The 23,772-nt window shown below is 73.2% G+C and carries 23 protein-coding genes; 8 read left to right on the forward strand and 15 right to left on the reverse strand.

Going from position 1 to position 23,772, the window contains the following annotated elements:
- Nucleotides 1-22: 22 nt before the first annotated feature.
- Entirely contained in the window at nt 23-1,078 is a 1,056-nt protein-coding gene (locus tag K7472_RS01335; RefSeq protein WP_308013714.1) for an AI-2E family transporter, read from the forward strand.
- Here K7472_RS01335 and K7472_RS01340 read toward each other — a convergent pair.
- The 7 genes from K7472_RS01340 to K7472_RS01370 form a co-directional block, all read right to left on the reverse strand.
- Entirely contained in the window at nt 1,056-1,586 is a 531-nt protein-coding gene (locus tag K7472_RS01340; protein WP_222973107.1) for a hypothetical protein, read from the reverse strand. The two genes, K7472_RS01335 and K7472_RS01340, sit on opposite strands and share 23 nt — an antisense overlap.
- Nucleotides 1,587-1,697: 111 nt before the next feature.
- Nucleotides 1,698-4,202: an acyl-CoA reductase gene (locus K7472_RS01345; RefSeq protein ID WP_222973109.1), complete on the reverse strand. Its 2,505-nt coding sequence runs from the start codon at nt 4,200-4,202 to the stop codon at nt 1,698-1,700.
- The gene (locus K7472_RS01350) at nt 4,199-5,365 is read right to left on the reverse strand and encodes a LuxE/PaaK family acyltransferase (protein ID WP_222973111.1); all 1,167 of its coding nucleotides are present in this window, start codon (nt 5,363-5,365) and stop codon (nt 4,199-4,201) included. The genes K7472_RS01345 and K7472_RS01350 overlap by 4 nt, the downstream gene beginning before the upstream one ends.
- Nucleotides 5,362-6,501: a GNAT family N-acetyltransferase gene (locus tag K7472_RS01355; protein ID WP_222973113.1), complete on the reverse strand. Its 1,140-nt coding sequence runs from the start codon at nt 6,499-6,501 to the stop codon at nt 5,362-5,364. Before K7472_RS01355 ends, K7472_RS01350 begins: the two co-directional genes overlap by 4 nt.
- Nucleotides 6,498-7,772: an MFS transporter gene (locus K7472_RS01360; protein WP_308013715.1), complete on the reverse strand. Its 1,275-nt coding sequence runs from the start codon at nt 7,770-7,772 to the stop codon at nt 6,498-6,500. Before K7472_RS01360 ends, K7472_RS01355 begins: the two co-directional genes overlap by 4 nt.
- 35 nt (nt 7,773-7,807) lie before the next feature.
- A complete protein-coding gene (locus K7472_RS01365; protein ID WP_222973116.1) occupies nt 7,808-9,070 on the reverse strand; it encodes a phenylacetate--CoA ligase family protein in 1,263 nt (420 codons plus the stop codon).
- A 523-nt stretch (nt 9,071-9,593) separates the two neighbouring features.
- Nucleotides 9,594-9,767 (reverse strand): CsbD family protein, encoded by a 174-nt coding sequence (locus tag K7472_RS01370; RefSeq protein ID WP_222973117.1) that lies wholly within the window; start codon nt 9,765-9,767, stop codon nt 9,594-9,596.
- 144 nt (nt 9,768-9,911) lie between these two features.
- Between K7472_RS01370 and K7472_RS01375 the strand changes: the two genes are divergently transcribed.
- Nucleotides 9,912-11,522 (forward strand): APC family permease, encoded by a 1,611-nt coding sequence (locus tag K7472_RS01375; protein ID WP_222973118.1) that lies wholly within the window; start codon nt 9,912-9,914, stop codon nt 11,520-11,522.
- 45 nt (nt 11,523-11,567) lie between these two features.
- Here the strand turns inward: K7472_RS01375 and K7472_RS01380 are convergent, their stop codons facing one another.
- Nucleotides 11,568-12,665, reverse strand: coding sequence for a PP2C family protein-serine/threonine phosphatase (locus K7472_RS01380; RefSeq protein WP_222973119.1), 1,098 nt, complete (start codon nt 12,663-12,665; stop codon nt 11,568-11,570).
- Between the two features lie 186 nt (nt 12,666-12,851).
- Here K7472_RS01380 and K7472_RS01385 point away from each other — a divergent pair, with 186 nt between their 5' ends.
- From K7472_RS01385 to K7472_RS01395, 3 genes are all read left to right on the forward strand, one after another.
- Nucleotides 12,852-13,034 (forward strand): antitoxin, encoded by a 183-nt coding sequence (locus K7472_RS01385; protein WP_222973121.1) that lies wholly within the window; start codon nt 12,852-12,854, stop codon nt 13,032-13,034.
- 183 nt (nt 13,035-13,217) lie between these two features.
- Nucleotides 13,218-13,667 carry a MarR family winged helix-turn-helix transcriptional regulator gene (locus K7472_RS01390; protein WP_222973123.1) on the forward strand — a complete coding sequence of 150 codons (450 nt, stop codon included), beginning with the start codon at nt 13,218-13,220 and terminating at the stop codon, nt 13,665-13,667.
- A complete protein-coding gene (locus K7472_RS01395) occupies nt 13,664-15,415 on the forward strand; it encodes an MFS transporter (RefSeq protein WP_308013716.1) in 1,752 nt (583 codons plus the stop codon). Before K7472_RS01390 ends, K7472_RS01395 begins: the two co-directional genes overlap by 4 nt.
- A gap of 25 nt (nt 15,416-15,440) precedes the next feature.
- Here K7472_RS01395 and K7472_RS01400 read toward each other — a convergent pair whose 3' ends face one another.
- The 4 genes from K7472_RS01400 to K7472_RS01415 all read right to left on the reverse strand — a co-directional run bounded on the left by K7472_RS01400 (nt 15,441) and on the right by K7472_RS01415 (nt 17,862).
- Nucleotides 15,441-16,310 (reverse strand): fructosamine kinase family protein, encoded by an 870-nt coding sequence (locus tag K7472_RS01400; RefSeq protein WP_222973125.1) that lies wholly within the window; start codon nt 16,308-16,310, stop codon nt 15,441-15,443.
- Nucleotides 16,307-16,777, reverse strand: coding sequence for a low molecular weight protein-tyrosine-phosphatase (locus K7472_RS01405; protein ID WP_308013717.1), 471 nt, complete (start codon nt 16,775-16,777; stop codon nt 16,307-16,309). The genes K7472_RS01400 and K7472_RS01405 overlap by 4 nt, the downstream gene beginning before the upstream one ends.
- A gap of 26 nt (nt 16,778-16,803) precedes the next feature.
- Nucleotides 16,804-17,196, reverse strand: a complete 393-nt coding sequence (locus K7472_RS01410; RefSeq protein ID WP_222973127.1) for an MmcQ/YjbR family DNA-binding protein — start codon at nt 17,194-17,196, stop codon at nt 16,804-16,806.
- A 132-nt stretch (nt 17,197-17,328) separates the two neighbouring features.
- Nucleotides 17,329-17,862, reverse strand: a complete 534-nt coding sequence (locus K7472_RS01415) for a universal stress protein (protein ID WP_222973129.1) — start codon at nt 17,860-17,862, stop codon at nt 17,329-17,331.
- Between the two features lie 225 nt (nt 17,863-18,087).
- Between K7472_RS01415 and K7472_RS01420 the strand changes: the two genes are divergently transcribed.
- Together K7472_RS01420 and K7472_RS01425 are read left to right on the forward strand one after the other, a co-directional pair.
- Nucleotides 18,088-19,803 carry a hypothetical protein gene (locus K7472_RS01420; RefSeq protein WP_222973130.1) on the forward strand — a complete coding sequence of 572 codons (1,716 nt, stop codon included), beginning with the start codon at nt 18,088-18,090 and terminating at the stop codon, nt 19,801-19,803.
- Between the two features lie 153 nt (nt 19,804-19,956).
- Nucleotides 19,957-20,649 carry an HAD family hydrolase gene (locus tag K7472_RS01425; protein ID WP_222973131.1) on the forward strand — a complete coding sequence of 231 codons (693 nt, stop codon included), beginning with the start codon at nt 19,957-19,959 and terminating at the stop codon, nt 20,647-20,649.
- A gap of 105 nt (nt 20,650-20,754) precedes the next feature.
- Here K7472_RS01425 and K7472_RS01430 read toward each other — a convergent pair whose 3' ends face one another.
- From K7472_RS01430 to K7472_RS01440, 3 genes are all read right to left on the reverse strand, one after another.
- Nucleotides 20,755-21,375, reverse strand: a complete 621-nt coding sequence (locus tag K7472_RS01430; RefSeq protein WP_222973132.1) for a hypothetical protein — start codon at nt 21,373-21,375, stop codon at nt 20,755-20,757.
- A gap of 262 nt (nt 21,376-21,637) precedes the next feature.
- Nucleotides 21,638-21,856, reverse strand: coding sequence for a ferredoxin (locus tag K7472_RS01435; protein ID WP_222973133.1), 219 nt, complete (start codon nt 21,854-21,856; stop codon nt 21,638-21,640).
- Nucleotides 21,857-21,861: 5 nt separating this feature from the next.
- On the reverse strand, nt 21,862-23,049 hold the full coding sequence (locus tag K7472_RS01440) for a cytochrome P450 (RefSeq protein ID WP_308013718.1): 1,188 nt from the start codon (nt 23,047-23,049) through the stop codon (nt 21,862-21,864).
- Between the two features lie 127 nt (nt 23,050-23,176).
- On the opposite strand from K7472_RS01440, the gene K7472_RS01445 reads away from it, so the two are divergent.
- Nucleotides 23,177-23,746 carry a TetR/AcrR family transcriptional regulator gene (locus K7472_RS01445; protein WP_222973136.1) on the forward strand — a complete coding sequence of 190 codons (570 nt, stop codon included), beginning with the start codon at nt 23,177-23,179 and terminating at the stop codon, nt 23,744-23,746.
- The last annotated feature ends 26 nt before the right edge of the window (nt 23,747-23,772 follow it).

The following is a 23,772-nucleotide window of genomic DNA, read 5'->3' on the forward strand; positions in this document are numbered from 1 at the left end:
CACCGCCGCACGGGCCGCGGGAGTGCCGCGCGGGCTGCGGCGCGCCGCGGGATACGCCTGGCGGCTGCTCGCCCTCGGCGTCGTGGTCTACGAGGCGTTCACCGTCCTGGCCCGCTTCCAGCTGGTCGCCATCGCGCTCTTCCTCGCGCTGATCCTGACCGCGCTGCTGCGCCCGCTGACCGACCTGATCGCCCGGTGGCTGCCCAAACCGCTCGCGGTGACCGCCGCGTTCCTGCTCAGCCTGCTGCTCCTGCTGTCGCTGTTCTCGCTCGTCGGATACACGGTGGCCGCCCAGTCGGGGCAGCTCGGCGACGAGTTCAGGGGCGGCGCCGACCGCATCGAACGCTGGCTGGAGGGCGCCCCGTTCCACGTCGCCCGGAACACCCTCACCTCCCTGCGCGACAAGGGCGTCGCCTACCTCCAGGCCCACCGCTCCGGCCTGCTCTCCAGCGCGCTCAGCGGCGCCGGGCGGGTGGTGGACGTGGTGACCGCCGCCGCCCTCGCCGTCTTCTGCGCCGCCTTCTTCATCCACTCGGGCGACCGCATGTGGCCGTGGTTCCTGCGGCAGCTCCCGGTGCGCTCACAAGGTGGCTGGGACCGTGCCGGCCGGGCCGCCTGGCGCACCTTCGCCGGGTACACCCGGGGCATCCTGATCGTCTCCGCGACCAACGCGACCCTGGTCGGCGTCGCGCTGTTCCTGCTGCGGGTGCCGCTCGCGCTGCCGTTGACGCTGCTGGAGTTCTTCGCCGCGTTCGTGCCCCTGGTCGGCTCGCCCGTCGCGCTCGCGGTGGCGACGGTCGTGGCGCTGGCCGGGCGGGGCGTGACGACGGCGGCCCTGGTGCTGGTGCTGATCGTGGTGATCGGCGAGGTGGAGGGCCACGTCCTGCAGCCGCTGGTGATGGGCTGGTCGGTGCGGCTGCACCCGGTGGTCATCGCGATCTCGGTCATCGCGGGCACCGTGATCGGCGGTGTCATCGGCGCCGTGGTCGCCGTGCCGGTGGTGTCGGTGGCCTGGGCGGTCTTCGGAGCGCTGCGCCCGCGCCGGGAGAACGCGGTCAGTGGGCGCGCTGCTCCCTGACGTGGTCCCGGGTCGTCCGGGTGATCTCGTGCCAGAACGGCACCGCCGTCAGGTACACCCCGAGCGCGCTCAGGATGCCGAGCGAGACGTCCACGCTGATGCGGCCCTGCTTGGCCCAGTACACGTCCTTCAGGTCGAGCAGCAGCGCGAACTCGTCCGCGATCAGCGCCGCGCCCGCGCCGTACGCCGCCCCGACCCCCGGGTGGCCCACGTACGCGTCGTCGCCGCGCACGGCCACCAGGCCGACGCCCGCCAGCGTGGCGATGCCGAAGTTGTAGTGGTGCAGATGGGTGCCCCCGGCGGAGACGTTGCCCCACGGCAGCCAGTTGCCCCTGATGCCGTGGGTGATCAGCCGCGCGGCGCCGAAGGTGCAGCCGAAGCCCAGCCACGTCGCCATCAGCGAACGCTGCGTGGGCGTGGCGTGCTCGTCCAGCACCTCGCGCCAGCGCTCCCGGAGCTTGGGCCGCCGCTCGTCTGCGGTACGCCGGGGCGTGGGTTCACCGGTCATGCGCGCTCCTCGGTCGGTGGGCCGGTGCGCGGACGGCCATCCGCCGCACACCGGCCATGGGTACCCCGTACCGACCAGGTGATACCCGTCGTACGGAACACCGTGCCGCGGTCAGCGCCGGTCGACGACCGCGCGCAGCTTGCCGCTGGTCGCGGTGCGCTCGAACGCGTCGACGCCCGCCGTCACCACCTCGAACGCCAGCAGCCCTTCCGCCTCGGCCGCCGCCAGCTCCTCCATGTCGCCGGTGAACGCCTCGCGCGCGGCGGACGCGTCCGCCGCGTACCGCTCGTCGAGACGCACCGTCAGGCGCTCACTGCCGCCGTCCGCGTCCAGCAGCAGCTGCACCTCGCCGTGGTAGCCGAGCCGCTCCTGCGCCGCCTTCACGAACCGCCGGTAGTTGAAGAAGTAGCTGCCGACGCGTACCACGTCGCCGTAGCGCCCGAGCAGTTCCAGACGTGGCGTGCGGCTGCCGCACGGGCACCGGCCCGCGACCTCACGGCCCAGGTCGCCGATCTCGTACCGCTCCAGACGCTGGCCCGAGCGCGCCCGCGAGGTGAACACCAGCCGTCCCGGCTCGCCCGGCGGCACCGGCCGGTCCTCGTGCCGGTCGAGGACCTCCAGCGTGTGCAGGTCGGTCAGCACATGGTGGACGGAGCCCTCGGCCGCCTCGCACTGGTAGCCCAGCGGGCCCAGGTCGGTGCTGCCGTAGGCGGCCGAGCGGATCACCTCGACGCCGAACTCCTCGGTGAGCACCCGGCGCTGCTCGGCGGTGAAGTGCTCACCGCCGTAGAACACCTTGCGCACGCCGCCGTACGCCCGCAGCCGCTCGCCCTCGGCGTGGAAGAGCTGCCACAGGTAGGAGGGCATGCCGAAGACGGTGTCCGCCCGGTACGCCACCAGCGCCTCGGCCACGACGGCGTGGTCGGGCCCTGCGGCCATCGGGATCTGAGTGGCGTTCAGCCGCTCCAGGATGGAGAAGAAGCTGATGAAGCTGCCGTACATGCCGCCGCAGAAGAACAGGTTGGCGGCCCGGTCGCGGGCCGGGTCGAACCCGGCGGCGACCAGCCCGAGCGCCGCCGCCCGCATCTGGTTGTCGTAGTCGTCGCAGGTGAAGACCGACAGCGCGGGCGCCCCCGTGGTGCCGCCGCTGCGGAAGTACAGGTGGGCGTGCTCGGTGTCGAGCGTCTCCAGCGCCCGCTGCACACCGGCCTTCCCCAGCAGCGGCCCGGCCGGCGCCGGGGGCAGCACCGGCGGGGCCACCAGGTCGTCCAGGCAGGCCACCGCGCGGAATTCCGGGTCCTCGACGCGCACGCCCACCCGGCGGCTGTAGCGCTGCAACGCGTAGACGCCGTCGTGCGGTTCGCCCGCGTAGCCGTCGAGCATCCCGCCGACCGGCGTCACCCGGGTGACGCCCGCGGCGAACACCGCGCGGCTCAGCTCGGCCACGTCCGCCCGGCCGCCGCCGATCGCCGCCGTCTGGAGGTAGCGGCGCATCGGCCGCAGCGTGCCGGTGAGCGCGTGCCGGGGCAGCGGCTTGACCAGGACACTGCGGTGCAGCGGCGAGGCGGCCGGGGCGGGCCGGACGTCGGCCAGCACCCGCCAGGAGCCGTCCTCGGCCGCGATCACCTTCGTCAGGCCCAGATGGCCCTCCAGCCGGGCCACCAGCTCGGTGGTCGTGACCTCGGCGCGCTCGGCGGTGCCGACGGGCGGCGCGGGGTGCGCGTCGGAGACCTTCGCCAAGCGCTCGGCGAAGCGGTCGGCGAACGCGAACACCTCCGCGTCCTCCTCGGTGTCGAGGTAGACGATCTGCGGGCTGGAGCACGCCTGCTGCTCGAAACGGCAGACGTCCCGCGCCAGCGCGTCCAGCACCGTGTCGTCGGCCGCCGCGTCCCGGGTCAGGTAGGCGAAGGAGATCCGGTGCCCCCACTCGACGACCCGGCAGCCGGGCGGCGCCAGGCGGCTGATCGCGGCCACCGCGTCGTCGCCACCCCACACGGCCACCGCGTCGGCGTGCTGGCACAGCGCCCGCAGCCACTCCTCGCGCGACGAGGGGAAGCGCAGCGCGATCACCCGCTCGGCGATCAGGCCGGACGGGTCGGCGGCGCCGAGCGCGGCCAGCAGGTCGAGGGCGAGCGCGGTGTCGGAGCCGCTGGTCTTGAGCACGTTGACGTTCCCGGCCAGCAGGCCCTCGACCACGCTGAGCGGGGCCACCGCGGCGGCGTTGCCGGGCGCGACGTGGGTGAGCAGGCCGACCGGCGCCCACGCCTCGTAGACCGTCTGCCGGGCGTCCGGCCGGGTCAGCCGCTCCGGGCGCGGGCCGCCCAGCTCACGGCGGAGCTTGCGTTCCAGCGCGGGGCGGGCCAGCGCCGCCGCCAGCTCGCCGAGCGTCGCGTCGGCGTCGTCGGCCGCCAGGTGCGCCGCCAGCCGGGCGCGCAGCGGGTCGGCCGGGTCGGCGAGCGCCGTGGCGATCGTCTCGCAGGCGCCGAGCACGACATCGGTGGGCAGCGGCCGGGCCAGCACCCGCCCGGCGAGGTCCGCCAGCGAGGCGAGCCGCCGTCCGGCCTCCTCGTCGTCGACGAACTCGCCCTGCCACAGGTGGAGTTGGGTGGAGGTCACGACAGTCCCTTCAGAAGTTCGGCGGCGGCCACCGCACAACTGCGGTTGCGGCTCACCCCGGCCCGGCCGTGCACGGTGAACCAGTCGGTCTCCAGCGGACACGGGCACTCGGCGCCCGGGTGCGACGAGGCCAGGTCGCCCATCACGACGCTGTGCGCCGGGACGGAGGTGATGTACGGGCTGATCAGGTGGAGGAAGCCGGGCTCCCCGTACGGCAACGGGCGCAGCGTCGCGGTGTCGCGGACCGCCGCCCGCGACCACACCGGCACGTGCAGCCGGTGGTGGGCGCACTCCACGTACGGCACGCAGTGCTCGACCGAGCCGAAGGTGTCGCGGATCCGCTCGCCGGGGACGCCGAGGCGTTCGGTGACCTCGGCGTAGAACTCCTCCTTGCCGATGCGCCGGTCGGCGTGGCCCTTCCAGCCGCCGCCCAGCACCACCAGCGACCCTTCGGGCAGCCGCAGCGGCGCAAGGCCCATCGCCCGCATCCGCTCCAGGGTGAAGTGCAGGAACGCGGGGAAGCCCAGGATGCGCACCGGCACGTCCTGCTCGGCGTACCGCTGGAGCGCGGCGACGCAGCCGTGCACGTCGAACTCGTGGCCGGAGCCGGTGTGCCGCAGCGCGTGCGTGGTGTGCCGGGCGGGCGCGAAGTCGCACAGGTAGTTGTCGGTGAACGAGGTGCCGAGCCGCAGCGACGGCGCGGGTTCGTAGCTGTAGAGCAGGTAGTTGACCGGCTGGTCCGGGGTGATCCAGCCGTAGTGGTCGAAGACGCGGGCGACCATGCGCTGCGCCGCGCGGATGGTCCACTCGTCGAAGAACATCTGCGACTTCTGGCCGCTCGTCCCCGAGGAGGTCAGGTGCAGGAACACCTCCTCACGCGGGATCGAGAGCACCTCGTGGCGCTTGAAGAAGTTGGCGTGCACCAGCGGCGCGCGCACCTGCGGTCCCAGGCCCGGCACGGGCTCCTCGGCGGGACCGGCCAGCAGCGAGCGGAAGAAGTCCGAACGCCCGGCGTGCCAGGCGTGCGCCTCGGTCATCGCCGCGGCGAACAGCTCGTCCACCGCGGGACCGGTCTCGTACGGCGACGGAAGGTCGCACAGCCGCTGGACCCGGCCGAGCGCCGCCGGGTCGGGGACCGCGACGGGGGCGAGATGGGGGTTCATCGGGACACCTCGTGAAGGGGCAGGTAGGTGGCCGCCCAGGCGGCCAGATAGGCCCCCAGGTACGGCCGGAGCAGGGGGCTGACGGCCGCGGAGCGGAAGTCGATCTGACGGCTGGTCCTGGACAGCACGACGTAGTCGTGGAACCGGTCGCCGATCCGGCGCATCGCCGGGTAGAGCGCGCTGGGCACGAAACCCGAGGCGAGGAAGACCTGGAGGGCCTCGGTGTCGGCCAGCGGAAGCAGTGTCTCGACGTAGTCCGCGCCGGCCCGGGTGACCGCGGACATCAGCGCCTCCAGCGCGCCACTGACCGCGGCCGGACGCGGGTGCACCGCGACCAGCGCGCAACTGGCCGCCACCGGGTCGAGGTCGGCGTACGCCTCGAAGCCGCCGTCGTGCGCGACCAGCACCGCGTTCGGCGCGTGCAGCGGGAAGAAGCGGTCACCCGCGTCGGGGAAGCGCTCCAGGAAGCGGCGGCGTACGAACGCGGGGGCCGCGACCAGTTCGATCGGCTCGGCGCCCGGCACGACCCGGTCCCGGTCGCGGGTGGGGACCGGCTCCACGCCCGCGTAGTCGATGCCGACGCCGAGGACGACCGCGTCCAGCAGCGCGGTGAGACGTTCCGGTACGCGCTCCACCGCCGCGCGACGCTCCAGCACGCCGTCGGCGTACCGGGCGAACAGCGCGAGGCTCTCGCAGCCCTCGACCTCGACGGCGTTGGGCATCAGGCCCAGCGGGCGGAAGCCGTTGCGCACGACGACGTGCTGCGGGCCCTCGGTGACGACGCGCACGGTGGCGTAGACCGAGTCCAGGCGGCCGGTGCCGAACGCGTCCGCGCAGACGGCCGCCGTGAGCCGGGAGGCGAGCCCGCCCTCGCGGTGACCGGGGTGCACGGCGAGGCCGACCAGCTTGCCGATGCGGCTGCCCGGCTCGGTCTGCACCACGGCGGAGGCGACCGGTTCACCGGTGTCGGCGGTGCGGGCGGTCAGCCAGTGGGCGTGGCCGTCGGTGATCAGCCGCCGCATGACCGCCGGATCGCTGCCGAGCGGCACCGGGTAGCCGTGACCGTAGACATCGAAGTACAGCTGGCGCAGCGCGGCGATGTCCTGCACGCCCGCGGGGGACAGGACGGCGGTCACGACGCGTCCCCCGTCACCACGAGGGCTTCGCGGGCCGGACGGGCGGGCGCGGCGGGTTCTCGGCCGTCGCGGGCGCGCAGCCACCACAGGGTCAGGGCGACCGGCGCCAGCCCGACGCCCTGGACCAGGCACAGCACCCGGGCCGACAGATCGTCGCCCAGCGCGCCGAAGACCAGTGAGGAGAGCGGGAAGGTCGCGCCCAGCAGCGCCTGCATGACGGCGAAGAACCCGGGCTTGTCGGCGGCGGGCACCAGGCGCTGGAAGAGTGCCACGAACCGCACGCCGATCACGCCCACGCACCAGCCCACGACCACCAGCGAGCCGATCGCGGTGGCGTGCCCGGCGACCAGTCCCGGCAGCGCCAGGGCCGCCGCGGTCAGCGCCAGGCAGGCCGCGCCCACGTCGGTCGGGCGACCGGGCAGCCGCCCGCCGGTGAACGACCCGACGAGCGTGCCGACGCCCAGCGCGGCCTCGAACGACGCGACGGTCGGGCCGCCGGAATGCAGGACGCTACGCGTGTAGAGCGGCATGACGACGTAGATCGCGGTCGTGAAGACGTTGGCGGCGGCGAAGCAGACCAGGACGCTGCGGATGAACGGAAGCCCGGCGAGCACGGCGCGCAGGGTCCGGCGCTCCGGAACGGCTTCCTCGGCGGGGTCGCCCGGCTCATCGGATCGCGCCACGACCGTCGCCGGGCCGTACGCGAAGCGGGCCGAGGCGACCAGGGCGGAGGCCGCCAGGTAAGCCCCCGCGCATCCGGCGACGACGCCCGGCAGGCCCCAGGCGTCGACGACCAGCGGACCGAGCAGGCCGCCGGCGAGCCCGGCGAGGGACTGGGTGGACAGCTCGAAGCCGGTCGCCGCCTCGATGTCGGCGTCCTCGACCAGCTCGGGCACGGACGTCGTCAGGCACGGGTCGAACACCGCCTGGCAGCTCGCCAGCGCCAGCGCGGCGGCGTAGACGGCGGCCATCGGCAAGGACGCGGCGTACGCCCAGACGGCGGTGGCCGCGGCGACGGCGCCCGCGACACCGGCCGAGGCCGACAGCACCCTGCGGTGCGCGTGGCGTGCGACGACGCGGGCCACGAGCGGGGCGAGGGCGACGGCGGGCAGCGTGCTGACGGTCAGGAACAGGCCGGACTCCAGGCCGCGCCGGGCGCCGCCCGCGAAGCCGACCAGCCACCAGACCGCGCCCACCTGGAACATCCGGCCGGCCGCCTGGGTGAGGACCTGGGCGGCCCACACCGCCCCGAAGGAACGGTTGCGCAGCACGACGGGCAGTCGGCGCGCCCTTCTGACGGGGCCGGTCACGAGTGCGGCCGTTCGTCGACCACGCGGACCAGCTTGCCGGAGCGCGCGTTGACGGCGAGGTCCTCGTGGCGCACCCACTCGACGGCGAGCGGGTTGACGTGCCCGGCGTCCGCCGCGCTGTCGTACAGCGGGCGCCCGGCGAGCACCGCCTTGATCACGAGAAGGGTCGACTCCTCGTCCATGCGCGCCGGTTCCTGGGCCGCCAGACGCAGCACGAGCCCGTCCCGGCCGTCCACGCGGCGCACCACCAGCTGGAGCGCGGTCACCGCGCCGGCGGGGTCCGCTTCCTTGACGATGTCGTGCACGTCCTGGGTGTGGAGCGAGACCGGTCCGACCCGCACGCCCTCCTCGGCGCGGCCGAGGATGCGGAAGACGCCCGCCGCCCGGTCGACCCATTCGGCCCGGTCGCCCGCCGGGTAGCGCAGCACCGGCATCAGGCGCCTGCGCAGGTCGGTGACGACCAGCCGCCCGGCTGTCCCCTCCGCCTCGACGGGTCGGTCCGTCTCGTCGTGGAGGATCTCGACGACGGTGTGCGGCGTGAACGCCCTGTGCACCCGGGGATCGTCCCCCGGCACCGCCTCGCCCAGCAGGCCGGCGTCCACGCTCGCGTAGCCCAGGGAGCGGGCGACGGCGTTGGGGAACGCGGCCCGGAGCAGCGGGAGTTGGTCGCCGAAGAGGCACTCGCCGCCGAAGAACAGCAGCTCCACGTGGGGCATCGGGCGGCCGGCGGCGGTCAGCCGCGCCGCCAGGGCGCACAGCGTGGTGGGTGTTCCCGCGACCACCTGGACCGCGAATTCCTCCAGTGTTCCGGCCGTCGACTCGAAAGGCGCGGCTCCGCCGATCGGAAGTCGCACATTCGTGACGGGGGAGCGGTGCAGGGAATCCAGAATGAAGCTGAAACTGGCGTAGAGGTCACCCGCGTAGAACAGGTCGGCGACCCGGTGGCCCGGCCTGAGCCCGGCCGTGACGAGTCCGGAACCGAAAGCCGTGGTGAAATCGCGCCATTCCGTGCGGGTGTAGTAGGAGAATTTCGGTGATCCGGTCGTGCCGCCGCTCCTGAACACCACCGCTTCGTCGAGCGGCGCGGTCAGCAGCCTGTTGTCGCGGGGTGAGTTCGCCCGCCAGAATTCGGCTTGGGGAACCACCGGGAGTTCGGTGACGTGCGCCACGTCCTCCGGGAGATGCGCGTAAAGCTCCTGGTAGAAGGGTGAGTTGCGGCGCGCGAAGCGTATCAGCTCCGCGAATGACTGAACGGGCATCAATTCCTGCTCGAATGCGTGCTCGGCGAACCGCCGGTAACCCAAAGGTGGCGGCGGTGCGACGGGAAGGTGACGTTCACTCCGATGCGGCGGAGGAAACCTGGCACTGGGTGCGATGGCTCACGGGGACTGCCCACGGGAAGCGCGGCGTCCGAGCGGAAATGATATCTCATCATTCGGGACGCGCTTGCGCCAACTTGCCCACCGGGTAACGGGATTCGTTGAAGGGTGGACGAAAATCGGGGTTCGTGCTGGTCGTCGGCCGGAAGGGGAGAGGGGGGTCACATCTGACGCGTCATCGGATATATAAGGAATCTTTGAGTATTCTGCAACAAGGCTTTATGGGCGGCCTTTCCTTCCGGGCGCCCGGTCGGCTTCGGGGGGCGGACGCGAAGGACCGAAACGAAGGGCCGAAACGGGGCTGGCGCGGGCGTACGGGTGCGGACATGGTGGTGGGGCCGGTGCTCGCGAGCACCGGCCCCACCACCATGTCGACCGCTCCGGGTCGATCCTTTGCGTAGGACTACCGCTTCGCGGCGTCCTTGCCCTTCTCCTTCGCCTGACGCAGATCGCCCTTGGCGCGCTCCGCCTCGCCCTCGACGGTCAGCTTCTCGTTACCGACCGTGCGGCCCGCGGCTTCCTTGGCGGCGCCCTTCATCTGCTCGGCCTTGGCCTTCGCCTTCTGCTCGGCACTCATGTGTGTCGCGCCTCCTTCGAGCGGGCTGTGCGTTGACGTCGAATCGCCTCACCGCTTCCGGACGGCGTAAACCACGTCGCCCATGGCGTGCATCAACAGGGAGGTCCGGGTGCGTCCGGTGGCCGAATGGGGTAGTGGGATGGGATGACAATCGAAGCCGCGGACGAGCGGGAGGTGCCGGAGGACCGGCACCTTCGTCGTCATCTTGGGTTCTGGCACCTCACGGCTGTCGCGTTCGGCGGCGTCATCGGATCGGGCTGGCTTCTCAGCCCGATGCACGCCGCGGCCACCGCGGGGCCCGCCTCGATGATCACCTGGGTGGTCGGCGGGCTGGCCCTCGTACTGATCGCCCTGGTCATGGTGGAAATGGGCGCCACCATGCCGGAGGCGGGCGGCCTGGTGCGGTGGCCGCTCTACACCTCCGGACGGCTGGTCGCCAGCCTGGTGGGCTGGGGCATCTGGGTGGCCTACGCGACCAATCCGCCGAGCGAGTCGGCGGCCATGCTCCAGTACATGAGCAAGTACGTCCCCGGCCTGTTCTCCGGCGGACGCCTCACCCCGCTGGGGGTGATCCTCGGACTCGCGTTCATGGCCGTCTTCGTGGCCATCAACTGGTTCGGGGTGCGGTTGTTCGCCCACGTCAACCTGGCGGTGACGATCGCGAAGTTCGCCGTCCCGGCGATCACCGTGGTCGCCCTGCTCGCCTCCGGATTCCAGTCGCACAACCTCAGCTCCCACGGGGGCTTCGCGCCCTACGGCTACGCGGCGCCGCTCTCGGCCATCGCGACCGCGGGCATCATCTACGCCTACACCGGCTTCCAGGGCCCCATCGACCTGGCCGCCGAGGCCCGTGACCCGCGCCGGGACATCCCGCGGGCCGTCATCACCGCACTGGTGCTGTCGATGGTGGTCTACCTCGGTCTGCAACTGGCGTTCATCGGCGCCGTGCCGGGGGGCGACCTGCTGCACGGCTGGCACGGCATCGACTTCGACTCGCCCTTCGCCCAGCTGGCCACCGCGCTCAACCTGACCTGGCTGTCCTGGGTGCTCTACGGCGACGCCATCGCCTCCCCGGGCGGCTCGGCGATGGTCTTCACCGCGGAGACCAGCCGCGAGGTGTACGCGCTCGGCAAGAACCGGCTGCTGCCGGAGTGGGTCGCCCACGTGCACCGCGGCTCGGGCGTGCCGCGCCGGGCACTCGTGGTCAACTACCTGGTCGGCGTCGCCTTCCTGCTGCCGTTCGGCAACTGGCAGTCCATCGTCGCCGCCACCAGCGTGCTGGGCCTGTTCGCCTACTCCCTGACCGTCGTCGCCGAGGCGTCGGTGCGGCACGCCGACCCGGAGCGGATGGCCAACTGGGTGCGCGGGACCCGGGTCATCGCCCCGATCAGCTTCGTCATCGCCACCCTGATCTTCTACTGGGCGGGCTGGCACGAGCTGCGGATCGCCCTGCCGGTGCTGCTGGTCTCCGTCGCGCTGTACGCGTACCAGCAGATCCGGCACGACCAGGACCCGGCCGACCTGGTCAACGGGGCGTGGCTGGTCGGATACCTGCTGGCCCTCGGCGTCTTCTCGGCCATCGGGACCTTCGACGGGCAGGGCTGGCTGCCCGCGCCCTGGGACTCGGTGGCGGTGGCCGCGATGAGCCTGGTGGCCTACGTGTTCGGCATCCGCTGCGCCGCACGCCACCTGGCCGCCCACCCGCTGCCCCAGCGATGGCGCCCACTGGACGACGAGGAACCCGCCCCCGCCTGAGGTCCCACGGACGCCCGCCCCGGGCCCCCGGCCGCCTGACGTGCTTCAGGCGCCCGGGGGCCCGGGCACGCGGGTGAGGGCGAGCAGCGCCATGTCGTCGTCGCGCGGGCCGCCCGTCCAGCGCCGCACCCCTGAGACCACCGCGTCCAGCGCGTCGTCGGGGGAGCGGAACGGGCCCAGGCCCGACAGCTCGGTCAGCGGGTCGTAGAAGACACCGGCCGCGTTCCTGGCCTCCGTGACGCCGTCGGTCACCAGCAGCAGCGTGTCCCCGACCGCCACCGGCCAGCTGTCCGGCGCGGACCGGGCGATCCCCAGCACGCTCATCCCCAGCGGCAGCCCCGGGTCCGCCGACTCCAGCGCCGTGAGGCCGCCGTCGCGGAACAGGTACGCCGCCGGGTGGCCGCAGTCCAGCAGGCGCAGGGTATCGCCCCGCGGGCTGAACTCGCCGAGCAGCGCGGTGATGAACCCTTCGAGGCCCACCTCCTCCCGCTCGTGGCCGACGAGCTCGCGCAGCAGCGACTGCTCCAGCCAGTCCGCCAGCGTGACCAGGTCGGGCGCCCGGTCGGCGTTCTCCCGGAACGCGCCCAGCAGCACCGAGACGGCCCGCACCGCCCCCAGCCCCTTGCCGCGCACGTCCGCGATGAGCAGCCGGGTGCCGTACCTGCTGGGCTGCACGGCGTAGGCGTCGCCGCCGATCAGGGCCTCGGTCTGGGCCGCCTGGTAGCAGGCGGCCACCGCCAGCGGGCCGATGCGGGCCGGGGGAGCCGGCAGCACCGCGGCCTGTGCCGCCTCGGCGACGGAGCGCACGACGGCCAGCCGGTGGCCGTGCCGCGCGATGACCAGGTTGACGGCGACGCCCACCAGGGCCGCGAAGACCGTGTTGACCAGCTCCAGCGAGCCGGCGGTGTGACCGAGGTACCCGTCCCTGGCGACCAGCGCCACGATCCCCAGCGTGATCACGGTCCCGACCAGCACGGTGTACCGCAGCGACGTCAGGGCGCCGGCCACCACGCACGCCGCCGCGACCATGCCGTCGCCCCAGTACTCGCTGGGGGACAGGGCGTTCCACGCCAGCCCGCCCGCGGCCAGGGCGGCCGGAACGAACCCCACGTACCACGGCCATCGTCCGGGGAAGGTTGCCATGGGCGCGGTCCCGTTCGCGGCATCGAGGACTGGGGGGCGGAGCGAGAAATGTGCAGGATGGGTCGAATAAGCAGATTCGCCTGTTGATTCTAGTCGTCGCCCCCGCCCCGCCGCGCTCGCGGATGCGGAAGCCGCCGGGTGCCGTGATGCTGGGACGTGGGGGACCTACGTGAAGGAGGCTTTCCCATGTCCGTGCTGGACAAGCTCAAGAACATGCTGAAGGGCCACGAGTCGCAGGTGGACAAGGGCGTCGACAAGGGCGGCGACCTCGTGGACGACAAGACCGGGCGCAAGTACGGCGACCAGGTCGACACGGCACAGGACCGCCTCAAGAACGAGTTCGGCGACGACAACGGAAACCAGCGCTGAGCGAGCCGCACACCACTGACCCCGCCCACACTCCTGGCTGAGCCACGGGCAGCACGAGGCCCGGCGCCGCACCGCGGCCTGGGCCTCGGCTCGCTCGTGCCGGTCGGCCAGGACCGTCGCCGGGCCGTCCCGTCTCACCCGGGGGTTACTAACATCAGACTGATAAGCCTATTGTTAGTACCTATGGGTGAAGGAAGAGAAGCGACAGACGACGCCGAGCGGGCTGCGGCCGGGCTGCGGCTCGCCGTCGGCCGTATCGCGCGGCGCCTGCGGCAGCAGCACGCCGTCGGGGACCTGGCACTGTCCGAGGTCTCGGTGCTCTCCCGGCTCAGCCAGGACGGCCCGGAGTCCCCGAGCGTGCTGGCCGACCTGGAACGGGTGCGCCCCCAAGCCATGGCCAACACGCTCGCGGTGCTGGAGGAACGCGGCCTGGTGCGGCGGCGCCCCGACACCGCGGACGGCCGCCGGGTCGTGCTGACCGCCACCGAGGAAGCCGAGCGCGTCCTGCTCGACCGCCGCTCGGAGAGCGTCCAGCGGCTGACCACGGTGCTGCGGCAGGACTTCGACGAGGCCGAACTCGGCCGCCTGCTCACCCTGCTGCCGTTGCTGGAGAGGCTGGCTGAGCGACTGTGAAGGCCACCGACCACACCTCGGGCGCCACCGCCGCAGGCGACCGCTACAAGTGGGTGGCGCTGTCCAACACCACCCTCGGCGTCCTGATCTTCACGGTGGACTCCTCCATCGTGATCATCTCGCTGCCCGCGATCTTCCGCGGCATCGGCCTGGACCCGCTGGCCCCCGGCAACATCGGCTACCTGCTGTGGATGATCCTCGGCTACCTGCTGGTCTCCGCCGTGCTGGTGGTGGTCCTCGGCAGACTCGGCGACATGTTCGGCCGGGTCAAGATGTACAACCTGGGCTTCGCGATCTTCGCCTGCGCCTCACTGGCGCTGTCCCTGGACCCGTTCAAGGGCGGCAGCGGCGCGCTGTGGCTGATCGGCTGGCGCATCGTGCAGGCCTTCGGCGGCTCGATGCTCACCGCCAACTCGGCCGCCATCCTCACCGACGCGTTCCCCGCGAGACAACGCGGACTGGCCCTCGGCATCAACCAGATCACCGCGCTGGCCGGACAGTTCCTCGGCCTGCTGGCGGGCGGCCTGCTCGCCGCGATCGACTGGCGCGCGGTGTTCTGGGTGAGCGTGCCCATCGGCGTGGTCGGCACGCTCTGGTCGTACCGCAGCCTGCGCGAGACCGGCAGCCGCAAGCCCGGACGCATCGACTGGGTGGGCAACCTGACCTTCACCGCGGGCGCGGGCCTGGTGCTCGCGGCGATCACCTACGGCATCCAGCCGTACGGCGGGGCGCCGACCGGCTGGGGCAGCCCGAAGGTGCTGGGCGGGCTGTTCGGCGGCATCGCGCTGCTGGTCGTCTTCTGCTTCGTGGAGACCCGCGTCAAGGAGCCGATGTTCCGGCTCGCGCTCTTCCGCAACCGGGCGTTCGCGGCGGGCAACCTCGCCGCGCTGCTGACCGCCATCGCCCGCGGCGGCCTCCAGTTCATGCTGATCATCTGGCTTCAGGGCATCTGGCTCCCGTTGCACGGCTACAACTTCGAGGACACCCCGCTGTGGGCGGGCATCTTCATGCTGCCGCTCACCGCGGGCTTCCTGATCGCCGGTCCCACTTCCGGCTACCTGTCGGACCGCTTCGGCGCCCGGGTGTTCTCCACGACGGGGCTGGTGCTGGTGGCGCTGTCGTTCGGCGGGCTGCTGATGCTGCCGGTGGACTTCAACTACTTCGCCTTCGCGGGACTGCTGTTGCTCAGCGGCATCGGGCAGGGGATGTTCTCCGCGCCCAACACCTCCGCGATCATGGGCAGTGTGGCGCCGGAGCAGCGTGGTGTGGCGTCCGGGATGCGCGCGACCTTCCAGAACTCCGGTACGGCGCTGTCCATCGGCGTGTTCTTCTCCCTGATGATCTCCGGTCTCGCCTCCAAGCTGCCGCACACCCTGACCAGCGGGCTGACGGCCCAGGGCGTGCCCGCGGGCACCGCCCACCAGGTGGCGTCGCTGCCTCCGGTGAGCACGCTGTTCGCCACGTTCCTCGGCAACAACCCGATCGCCCACCTGCTGGGGCCCAGCGGCGTGCTGCGCAAGGTCACGGCGGCCCAGGCCAACACCCTGACCGGGCACGAGTTCTTCCCCCGGCTGGTTTCGGGGCCGTTCCACCACGGCCTGGTGACGGTCTTCTCGGTGGCCGCGCTGATGGCCGTGGTCTCCGCGGTCGCCTCGCTCGCCCGAGGTCGTCACCAGCCGGCGCCGCCGGTGCCCACGGCCGCGGCGGGCGAACGGGAGCGGCCGCAGACGCCGTCGTCCTCCTCGTGACGGCCCCCATCGGCGTTGCCGGTTCCTACCCGCGCAGCGCCGAGCGGGCCGCCGCGACCGCCTGGGCCGCGTAGCCGCCGCCGAACAGGACGGTGTGCACCAGCAGCGGGAACAACTGGTGCAGCCCCACGCGCCCGCGCCAGCCGTCGTCCAGCGGATCCGCCCGGTCGTAGGCGTCCAGCACGCGGTCCAGGTGGGGGCAGCCGAAGAGCCGCAGCATCGCCAGATCGGTCTCCCGGTGACCGCCGTGCGCGGCCGGATCGATCAGCCGCACGTGGCCGTCGGCGCCCCACAGCACGTTGCCGTTCCACAGGTCGCCGTGCAGCCGCGCGGGCGGGCGGTCCGGCCCGGCCAGCTCCGGCAGGCGGTCGCAGACCCGCTCGACCAGGGCCGCGTCGCCGGTGCCCATCGCGCCCCGGTCGACGGCTTCGCGCAGGTACGGCAGCACGCGGTGCTCGGCGTACCACCGCGGCCAGCGGTCGCCCGGGCGGTTCGCCATCGGGGCGCGCCCGATCCACGCGTCGGCCGGACCGCCCGGCGGCGGCGCGCCGAACGCGGGCACCCCGGCGGCGTGCAGCGCGGCCAGCTCCCGCCCCAACTCCTCGGCCGCCTCCGGCGTCGCGGCCCCGGTCTCCACCCGGTCCACGACCAGCCAGTCGTCGTCCGCGCCGCGCACCTCGGGCAGCCGTACGGCGTCCGCACCGGCCAGCCAGCGCAGCCCCGCCGCCTCCGCGCGGGCCGAACGCGGGTCGCTCCCGCGTTTGACCACCACCGTCCCGACGCCGTCCAGCGTGACCTCCGCCAGGCCGGACGCGCCGCGCGGGACGGATCCCGGCAGGACGCGGTGGCCGGTCAGCCGGGCGGCGACGTCGGCCGGGTCCTCGGCGCCGGTCATGAGGCGAGCCGAAGACGTACCCACTCCAGCAGACCGGGCATCGCCGCCTCGATCATCGCCAGCACGTCGTCGAAGCCGTCCGCGCCGCCGTAGTACGGATCCGGCACGTCGAGGTCGGCGCCCGCCCGCGGGTCGAACGAGCGCAGCAGCCGCACCCGCTCGTGGTCACGGTCGCCGACCCTGCGCAGCAGGGCGTCCGCGTGACCGCGGTCCATCGCCACCAGCAGATCGGCGTCCAGGTGCTCCGGGCCGAACTGCGCGGCGACGTGACCGGTGGGGTAGCCGTTGCGGTCCAGCACCTCGGCGGAGCGCACGTCCATCGGCTCGCCCACGTGCCACGGGCCGATGCCGCAGCTGCTGACCCGCACCTCGTCGGCGAGACCGGCCTCGCGCAGCCGCTCGGAGAAGACCACGGCGGCGCTGGGGGAGCGGCAGATGTTGCCGCTGCACACGAACGACACATGCACGTCGCCCAGCGTATCGGGGGGCCCGGTCACCGTGAGCCCTCGCGGTCCGCGCGCTCGCCGGGCCAGTCCAGCAGGAGGCGGCGGTGACGGGGGAGGGCGGCGACGATGAGGTCGTAGGAGTCCTCGATCATCTCCTCGACCGTGCGGTCGGGCAGTGAGCCGTCGAGCGTCACGGTGTTCCAGTGGCGCTTGTTGAGGTGGTAGCCGCCCACGATGCACGGGTGCGCGGCGCGCAGCCGCAGCGCGAGCTCGGGCTCGCACTTGAGGCTCACCGTCAGCGGCGTGGCGGGCAGCGTGCTGAGCGCGAAGATCTTGCCCTCGACCTTGTAGACGGACACGTCGGGGTGGCGCGGGAACGGGTACTCCTCGACGGCGCCGTTCAGCCCGAGGCACGCGGCCCTCAACTCGTCCGGGGTCATGCTCACAGTCTGCGCGATCACCACCCCGACGTGCCACCGATCACCACCCGGGCGGCGCCGCACGGCCGACGGCTCCCGCCCGCCCCGTCGGTCACCGAACAGGGCGGGCGTGGAGCCGGGTTGGGGTGCGCGTCAGCCGCGGACCGGGGTCGCCCACTGCGGGGTGTCCATCACCGGGAGCTTGCGCAACGCCCGTGCCGGCAGGCTCAGTTCGCGCATCAGCTCGGGCGGCGGGACGGCGATGACCGGGCAGGACGCGTGCGCCAGCACGTACCGGCTGACCGAGCGGTGTGCCAGACGGCGCAGCCTGCCGCGGCGGCCGGTGCCCACGACCAGGACGTCGTCGTACTGGTCGGCGAGCTGGACGAGCGCGGGGCCCGCCGCGTACTGCACCGGCAGCGGGTGGATGTCGACGTCGGACGGGTAGCCGCCGAAGGCCTGCTCGAACGCGGTGTCCAGACGGCGCCGGGCCTCCTGCTCCCAGCGGGAGCGCAGCTGCGGGACGGGGTGACTGCGGTAGGCCCGCTCGCCGCCGGGCGGTATCCACGCGAGGACCGGCACCAGCAGCGCGTCCGTGCGACGCGCCTCGGCGACCGCCCGTCGCAGCGCCGCCAGGCTCGCGGGTGACTCACTCACACCGACGATGATTCGCTTGCCCCCGGCCATGACTATCCGTCCCCTTCCAAAGAACGACTATGCACGTGCTGAACTTAAGATTCATCGGAAGAATATCATTCGGATGGGTTGATTCGTAGGTCAGTTGGGGTGACCTTCCATACAATCCCCGGCAACGCGCAGGTGACGACCGGCTGCGCGCGGTCATCGTCGGCCGCCCTCCGGAAAGATCGGCCCGCCGCCCCAACTCGCCTGCGACTACGGCAGGATGACGCCATGGGTCGTACTTCCGTTCTCCCCGCCGGCACCGTGCCGCGCCGCCTCGGTCGGCTCAGCGAGACCGAGCATCGGGTCTGGCGTGCCTTCCCGCACGGCGAACTGGTCGACCTGCGCACCGGCGACCCGGAGGCGGACGACCCCGAGCGGGCCGACGTCTGGACCGCCGACCGCACGGTGCGCGCCGAGGTGGTCGCCGCCCTCCTGCTCGGCGCCTGCTCCGCCTCCGTGGGCGCGGTCGCGGCGGTCCGCGTCGCGGGCGCCCGCGTCACCGGAGAGCTGCGCGTCGACCACGGACGCGTCTCCTCCCTGCTCCAGCTGCGGCAGTGCCGGTTCGACGCGGCGGTCGACATGGAGGGCGCGGTCACCGAGTCGGTCGACCTCAGCGGATCGCGGCTGCTGCGCCTGAGCGCGTACGGCGCCCACATACGCGGCACGCTCGACCTGCGGGACACCGTGGTGGCAGGACCAGGGCGCTCGGTCCACGCGGACGGCCTGCGGGTCGACGGCAGCCTGTTCGCCTCCAGGGCCCGGGTCTCCGGCTCGTTCTGCCTGATCAACGCGCAGATCACCGGCCAGGTCACCCTCGCCGACGCGGTCATCGGCCACACGAACACCAGCGGCAAGTCGCTCAACGCGGGCGGCATGCACGTCGGCCGCAGTCTGCTGGCCCAACGGCTGCGTGCCCAAGGGGAGTTGCGCCTGCCCGGCGCCCGCATCGGCAGCTCGCTGCTGCTGGCGGGGGCCACCCTCGACGGGCTCGGCGGCACGGCGCTGTACGGTGACGCGCTCACGGTCGCCGGTGACACCCGCCTGTGGCCCGACGGCTCACGCGACGGCCGGCCGTTCAGCGCGCGCGGGCAGGTCAGACTGCCGGGGGCGAAGTTCGGCAACGGCCTCGACCTCAGCGGCGCCCGGCTGGAGCCCGCGCCGGGCCACGGCGTCGCGCTGCACGCCATGCGTATGTCCGTCGACAGCGCCCTCAAGCTCGGCGACGGATTCCGGGCCGACGGCGAGGTGCACCTGACCGGGTCGAAGATCACCGGCCACCTCGACCTCGTCGGTATGGCGAGCCCCGACGCGTACCTGAGCGTGTACTCGGTCACCGTCGAGGGCGGCATCCGGGACGAGCCGGGCTGCTGGCCGAAGCGGCTCAACCTCGACGGACTGAAGTACGGGCCGTTCTCCGACTACCGCGACGCGCGGGAACGCCTGGACCTGATCAGGCGTCAGGTCACACGTTCCGACACCACGGTCACCGGCGGCTTCCGCGCCCAGCCGTACGAGCAACTCGCCGCGTACTACCGTTCGTTGGGCATCGACGGCGAGGCCAGGACCGTCCTGCTGGCCAAGCAGCGCGCCACGCGGGCCCGGCTGCCCTGGTGGCGGCGGGTCCCCGGCCACCTGCTCGACGTGCTGGTCGGCTACGGCTACCGGCCGCTGCGCGCGATCGGCTGGGCGGCCGTGCTGCTGGTGGCGAGCAGCGCCTACTTCGACCAGGTCCGCCCGCAGCACGTGGCCACCGACGACACCTCCTCGTTCAACCCCGTGCTCTACGCGGCCGACCACCTGATCCCGGTGATCCGCTTCGGCGAGCCGGACGTCTGGCAGTACCACGGCGTACCCGAGGCGGTCACGGTGGTGCTCACGGTGCTCGGCTGGACCCTGGGCATCGCGATCGCGGCGGCCGCCTCCCGCACCCTCACCCGCAACTGATCCGCGCCGGGCCCCGCGGAACCCTGTCGCCCGGTGGGACGGGTGATCGGGGCGGACCGGGATGCATGAGCCGGCGCGGGGTACCCGTCTCGCCGAGGCAGACGTGGGCCGTGGTGAGGCCCGCGCGACGAGTGGGATCGCGGAGGTGGTGACATGGCGGGGCGGGACGCTTCCCGGGCCGTGCTGTTCGACGTGGACGGCACACTGATGGACACCGTCTACCTGCACACGGTCGCCTGGTGGGAGGCGCTGCGGCAGAACGGCCACGACGTGCCGACGTCCGCGATCCACCGTGCCATCGGCATGGGCAGCGACCACCTGCTGGCGCACCTGCTCGGCCCCGGCCGCGACACCGCGCGCGACGACGACATCAGCGCCGCCCACGGTGTGCTCTACGGGCAGTACTGGTCCCGGCTGGCCCCGCTCGACGGCGCGTCCGACCTGCTGCGCGCCTGCGCCGACCGGGGCTGGAGCGTGGTGCTGGCGAGTTCGGCGAAACCGGCGGAGTTCCAGGTCATGCGGGACGCGCTGGACGCCGACGACGTGATCGACGCGGTGACCAAGTCCGACGACGTGGAGGCCGGCAAGCCCGCTCCCGACCTGGTCGAACGGGCTCTGGAGCGCGCGGACGTGCCCGCGCGGCACGCGGTCTTCGTCGGCGACGCGGTGTGGGACGCGCAGGCCGCGGGCCGGGCCGGGGTGCGCTGCCTCGGTGTGCTGTCCGGCGGCTTCCCCCGGCAGGACCTGCTGGACGCGGGCGCCGAGGAGGTCTACGACGGACCGCGCGACCTGCTCACGCACCTCGAAGACAGCCTGCTGGGAAAGCCGTCCGCGCTCGGCGACTGACGGGGGCGGGGCCGGAGCCAGGTGCGCCGCGGCCCCAGTCGCTCCCGAGGGCATCAGGCGCCCCTGACGGCATCAGGCACCCCGACGACCGACGGCGCGCCCGCCTCATCCGCCGCCGAGCAGCCCCCCGACCAGGTGGAGGACCGCACTCACGCTGTTCACCACGCCGTCCACGGCCGTGGTGAGGACTCCGCCGCCGCCCGAGCCCTTCCCGCCACCGCCCGCGCCGCCACCGTTCCCGCCCCCGCTCGTGGGGGTCGGCCCCGGCGTGGTGGGGGTCGGTGCCGGTGTGGTGCCACCGGGATCCGTCGGTGAGGCGGTCGGACTCGACCGGCCGGATCCGGTCCCCGGGCCGGATGCCGTGGAGCCCCCGCCCGCAGCCGCGCCCCCGGATGCCGTCCCCGGCCCGGTCGCGCCCCCGGTCACCAGCGGCGCGGACGAGTCCAGCGCAGGCCCGGGTGCCAGGGCATCCCGCGTGGCGATGCCGCTCGGCACAGTCCGCCCGGACCCCGCCGCGGCGGAGCCGGAAGGCGTCGCCCCGGCCACCGGGGCCAGCGACCGCAGCGGCACCCGGTACGGCCCCGGCGCCGCCTGCGCGCCGGTCGGGCCGTCGACCACCGCGGTCACCCCGGTCGCGATGGCGGTGGCCACCCCTATGGCGGCGGCCGCTTTCACCATCGTCGATCGCGTGCACAACTCGCCCACCGGCCGCCGGTGTCTGCCCATACCGCGCCCCTCCACGGTCGTGCGGCGCCGAGGTGACGTGCGCCGGCGGAACCCGGCGGCACGTGGCACCTCGGCGTCACCACTCCCGTTCGCTGTCTGGATGGATGGAGTCACGCTGCGCAGCGAGAGCGCTCACGGTATCCAGGACAGCGATGGATCGGGCCATTCTTCGGGAAGACCCGCGCGGATCGGGTGCGAACGGTAGTCTTGCGCGTTCGGCGACTGCCCGATAACCCCTTCACACAAGGGACTTGACGTCGCGTCAGTCCGGGCGTGGACCTACGACCTCGCCGTCCGCCCGTACGGTGATGGCCTGCGCCGGGCAGACGTCGGCCGCGTCCAGGACGTTCTCGTCCGGTGCCGTCTCCTCCGCCACCGGCCGCGCGTGCGCGCCGTCCAGCGTCAGCGCGTCCGGCGCGATGGCGGCGCACATGCCCGATCCCATGCAGCGAGTGCGGTCGACCCGTACCTTCCAGCTCACCGGCCTCACCACGCCACCGGCATGGACCGCGGGCCGCGGACCAGCATCTCGGACTTCCACACCACGTCCCCGGCCGTGCGCAGTCCCGGCATCCGGCCGGTCAGCGCGGCCAGCGCCTCCTGGAGTTCCAGCCGGGCGAGCGGGGCACCGAGGCAGTGGTGCACGCCGTGGCCGAAACCGAGGTGCTGGTTGGTCTCCCGGGCGATGTCCAGGGTGCCGGGCGTGGTGAAACGCAACGCGTCGCGGTTGGCGGCGCCGGTCGCCACCAGCACCGGGCTTCCGGCGCGCACCAGCGTGCCGCCGACCTCGATGTCCTCGGTCGCGTAGCGCGGCTGTGCGGCGCCGCTGCCCAGCGGCACGAAGCGCAGCAACTCCTCGACGGCGGCGGGGATCAGCCCCGGGTCGTCGCGCAGCGCGGCCAGTTGGGCGGGGTGGTCGAGCAGGGTGAGCACGAAGTTGGGGATCTGGGTCGCCGTCGTCTCGTGCCCGGCGACCAGGATGCCGACGCACAGGTCGACCAGTTCGAGTTCGCTGAGGCGGTCGCCGTTGTCGCGGGCGTCGATCAGCGCCGTCATCAGGTCGTCGCGCGGATCGTCGCGGTGGACGGTGATCAACTGCCGCATGTAGGAGCGCAGTTCCTCGCGGTTGGCCTCGAACTCCGCCGCGGTCAGCGAACTCGTGGAGAGGGCCGCGTCGCTCCACACCCGGAACTTCGGGCGGTCCTCGGCGGGCACCCCGAGCATCCGGCAGATCACCGCGACGGGCAGCGGCAGCGCGAAGCCGTCCACCAGGTCGGCGGGCGGCCCGGCCGCCTCCATGTCGTCCAGCAACTCCGCGCACAACTGCCGCACCTGCGGCCGGAGTTTCTCCGCCTGGTGGACGGTGAACGCCTTGGCCACCAGCGACCGCAGCCGGGTGTGGTCCGGCGGGTCCATGCTCAGGATGCCGCTGCCGAGTCTGCCCTCGGACTGCCGGGGCTCGTCGTGGTCGGCACCGACCGCCCGGCTGAAGCGGCGGTCGCCCAGCACCAGCCGGGCGTCGTCGTAGCGGGTGACGAGCCACGCGGGCTCGCCGTAGGGGAGCTGGACGCGTAACAGGCCCGGCTGTCCCTGTGCCTTCTCGTACGCGTCCGAAAGGGCCAGTCCCTCCGCCGAGTTGAAGGGGTACGCGAGTGCGGTGTCGTTCACGGTCACCGTTCTTCCTCCGGTGGAAAATCCGTCAAGTAAGCACGCGTTGACAACCGTAGGCGGGGCCGGTGGGGCGGTCAACGACGCCGTCCGGCCGTTATCCTGGGCGGCCGCGTCCCAGGAGGTCAGCACCATGGAGAACCAGGCCCCGCAGCGCCGCAGGGACGCGCCCAGGACGCGGGCGCGGCTGCTGGCCGCCGCGGCGGACCTGTTCGCCGAACGCGGCTACGAGGCGGCGACGGTCCGCGACATCGCGGAGCGCGCGGGCGTCAACCAGGCGCTGGTCTACCGCTACTTCGGCTCGAAGAAGGGCCTGCTGGTCGAGGCGATGGCCCGCGGGGGGCACGAACAGGTCCGCGCCACGCCCCCCGACAAGCTCTTCGAGACCGCGCTGCGCGGCCTGCTGGAGACCGGCTCCACCGCGCCGGGCGACCGCTCGCTGGAGGTCTACCTGCGCTCGGTCGGTGGCCGGGACGAGGCGGCCGACACCCTTCAGGCGCTCGGCACGCGCTACGCCGAGGCCCTGGCGTCCCTGTCCGGCGCCCCGGACGCGGCGCTGCGGGCGGAACTGGCGATGGCCTGGCTCCTGGGCATCGGCCTGCTGCGCGTCGTCGAGCCCCGCGCGCCCCTGTCCGAGGCCGCCCCGGAGGAGATCTGCGCGCTGGTCCTGCGCGCGGTGGAACGGCTGTGGGAGGAGGAGTAGCCGCGCGCTCCCGCGTCGGCGTCCGG

Source organism: Streptantibioticus parmotrematis (assembly GCF_019890615.1).
GTDB classification, from domain to species: domain Bacteria; phylum Actinomycetota; class Actinomycetes; order Streptomycetales; family Streptomycetaceae; genus Streptantibioticus_D; species Streptantibioticus_D parmotrematis.

Coding starts and splice junctions, on each gene's coding strand:
- K7472_RS01425 (WP_222973131.1), top strand. CDS start 19,957: ATGGCGGGGCGGGACGCTTCCCGGGCCGTGCTGTTCGACGTGGACGGC.
- K7472_RS01445 (WP_222973136.1), top strand. CDS start 23,177: ATGGAGAACCAGGCCCCGCAGCGCCGCAGGGACGCGCCCAGGACGCGG.
- K7472_RS01420 (WP_222973130.1), top strand. CDS start 18,088: ATGGGTCGTACTTCCGTTCTCCCCGCCGGCACCGTGCCGCGCCGCCTC.
- K7472_RS01430 (WP_222973132.1), bottom strand. CDS start 21,375: ATGGGCAGACACCGGCGGCCGGTGGGCGAGTTGTGCACGCGATCGACG.
- K7472_RS01390 (WP_222973123.1), top strand. CDS start 13,218: ATGGGTGAAGGAAGAGAAGCGACAGACGACGCCGAGCGGGCTGCGGCC.
- K7472_RS01375 (WP_222973118.1), top strand. CDS start 9,912: ATGACAATCGAAGCCGCGGACGAGCGGGAGGTGCCGGAGGACCGGCAC.
- K7472_RS01370 (WP_222973117.1), bottom strand. CDS start 9,767: ATGAGTGCCGAGCAGAAGGCGAAGGCCAAGGCCGAGCAGATGAAGGGC.
- K7472_RS01350 (WP_222973111.1), bottom strand. CDS start 5,365: ATGAACCCCCATCTCGCCCCCGTCGCGGTCCCCGACCCGGCGGCGCTC.
- K7472_RS01380 (WP_222973119.1), bottom strand. CDS start 12,665: ATGGCAACCTTCCCCGGACGATGGCCGTGGTACGTGGGGTTCGTTCCG.
- K7472_RS01340 (WP_222973107.1), bottom strand. CDS start 1,586: ATGACCGGTGAACCCACGCCCCGGCGTACCGCAGACGAGCGGCGGCCC.
- K7472_RS01415 (WP_222973129.1), bottom strand. CDS start 17,862: ATGGCCGGGGGCAAGCGAATCATCGTCGGTGTGAGTGAGTCACCCGCG.
- K7472_RS01365 (WP_222973116.1), bottom strand. CDS start 9,070: ATGCCCGTTCAGTCATTCGCGGAGCTGATACGCTTCGCGCGCCGCAAC.
- K7472_RS01410 (WP_222973127.1), bottom strand. CDS start 17,196: ATGACCCCGGACGAGTTGAGGGCCGCGTGCCTCGGGCTGAACGGCGCC.
- K7472_RS01400 (WP_222973125.1), bottom strand. CDS start 16,310: ATGACCGGCGCCGAGGACCCGGCCGACGTCGCCGCCCGGCTGACCGGC.
- K7472_RS01385 (WP_222973121.1), top strand. CDS start 12,852: ATGTCCGTGCTGGACAAGCTCAAGAACATGCTGAAGGGCCACGAGTCG.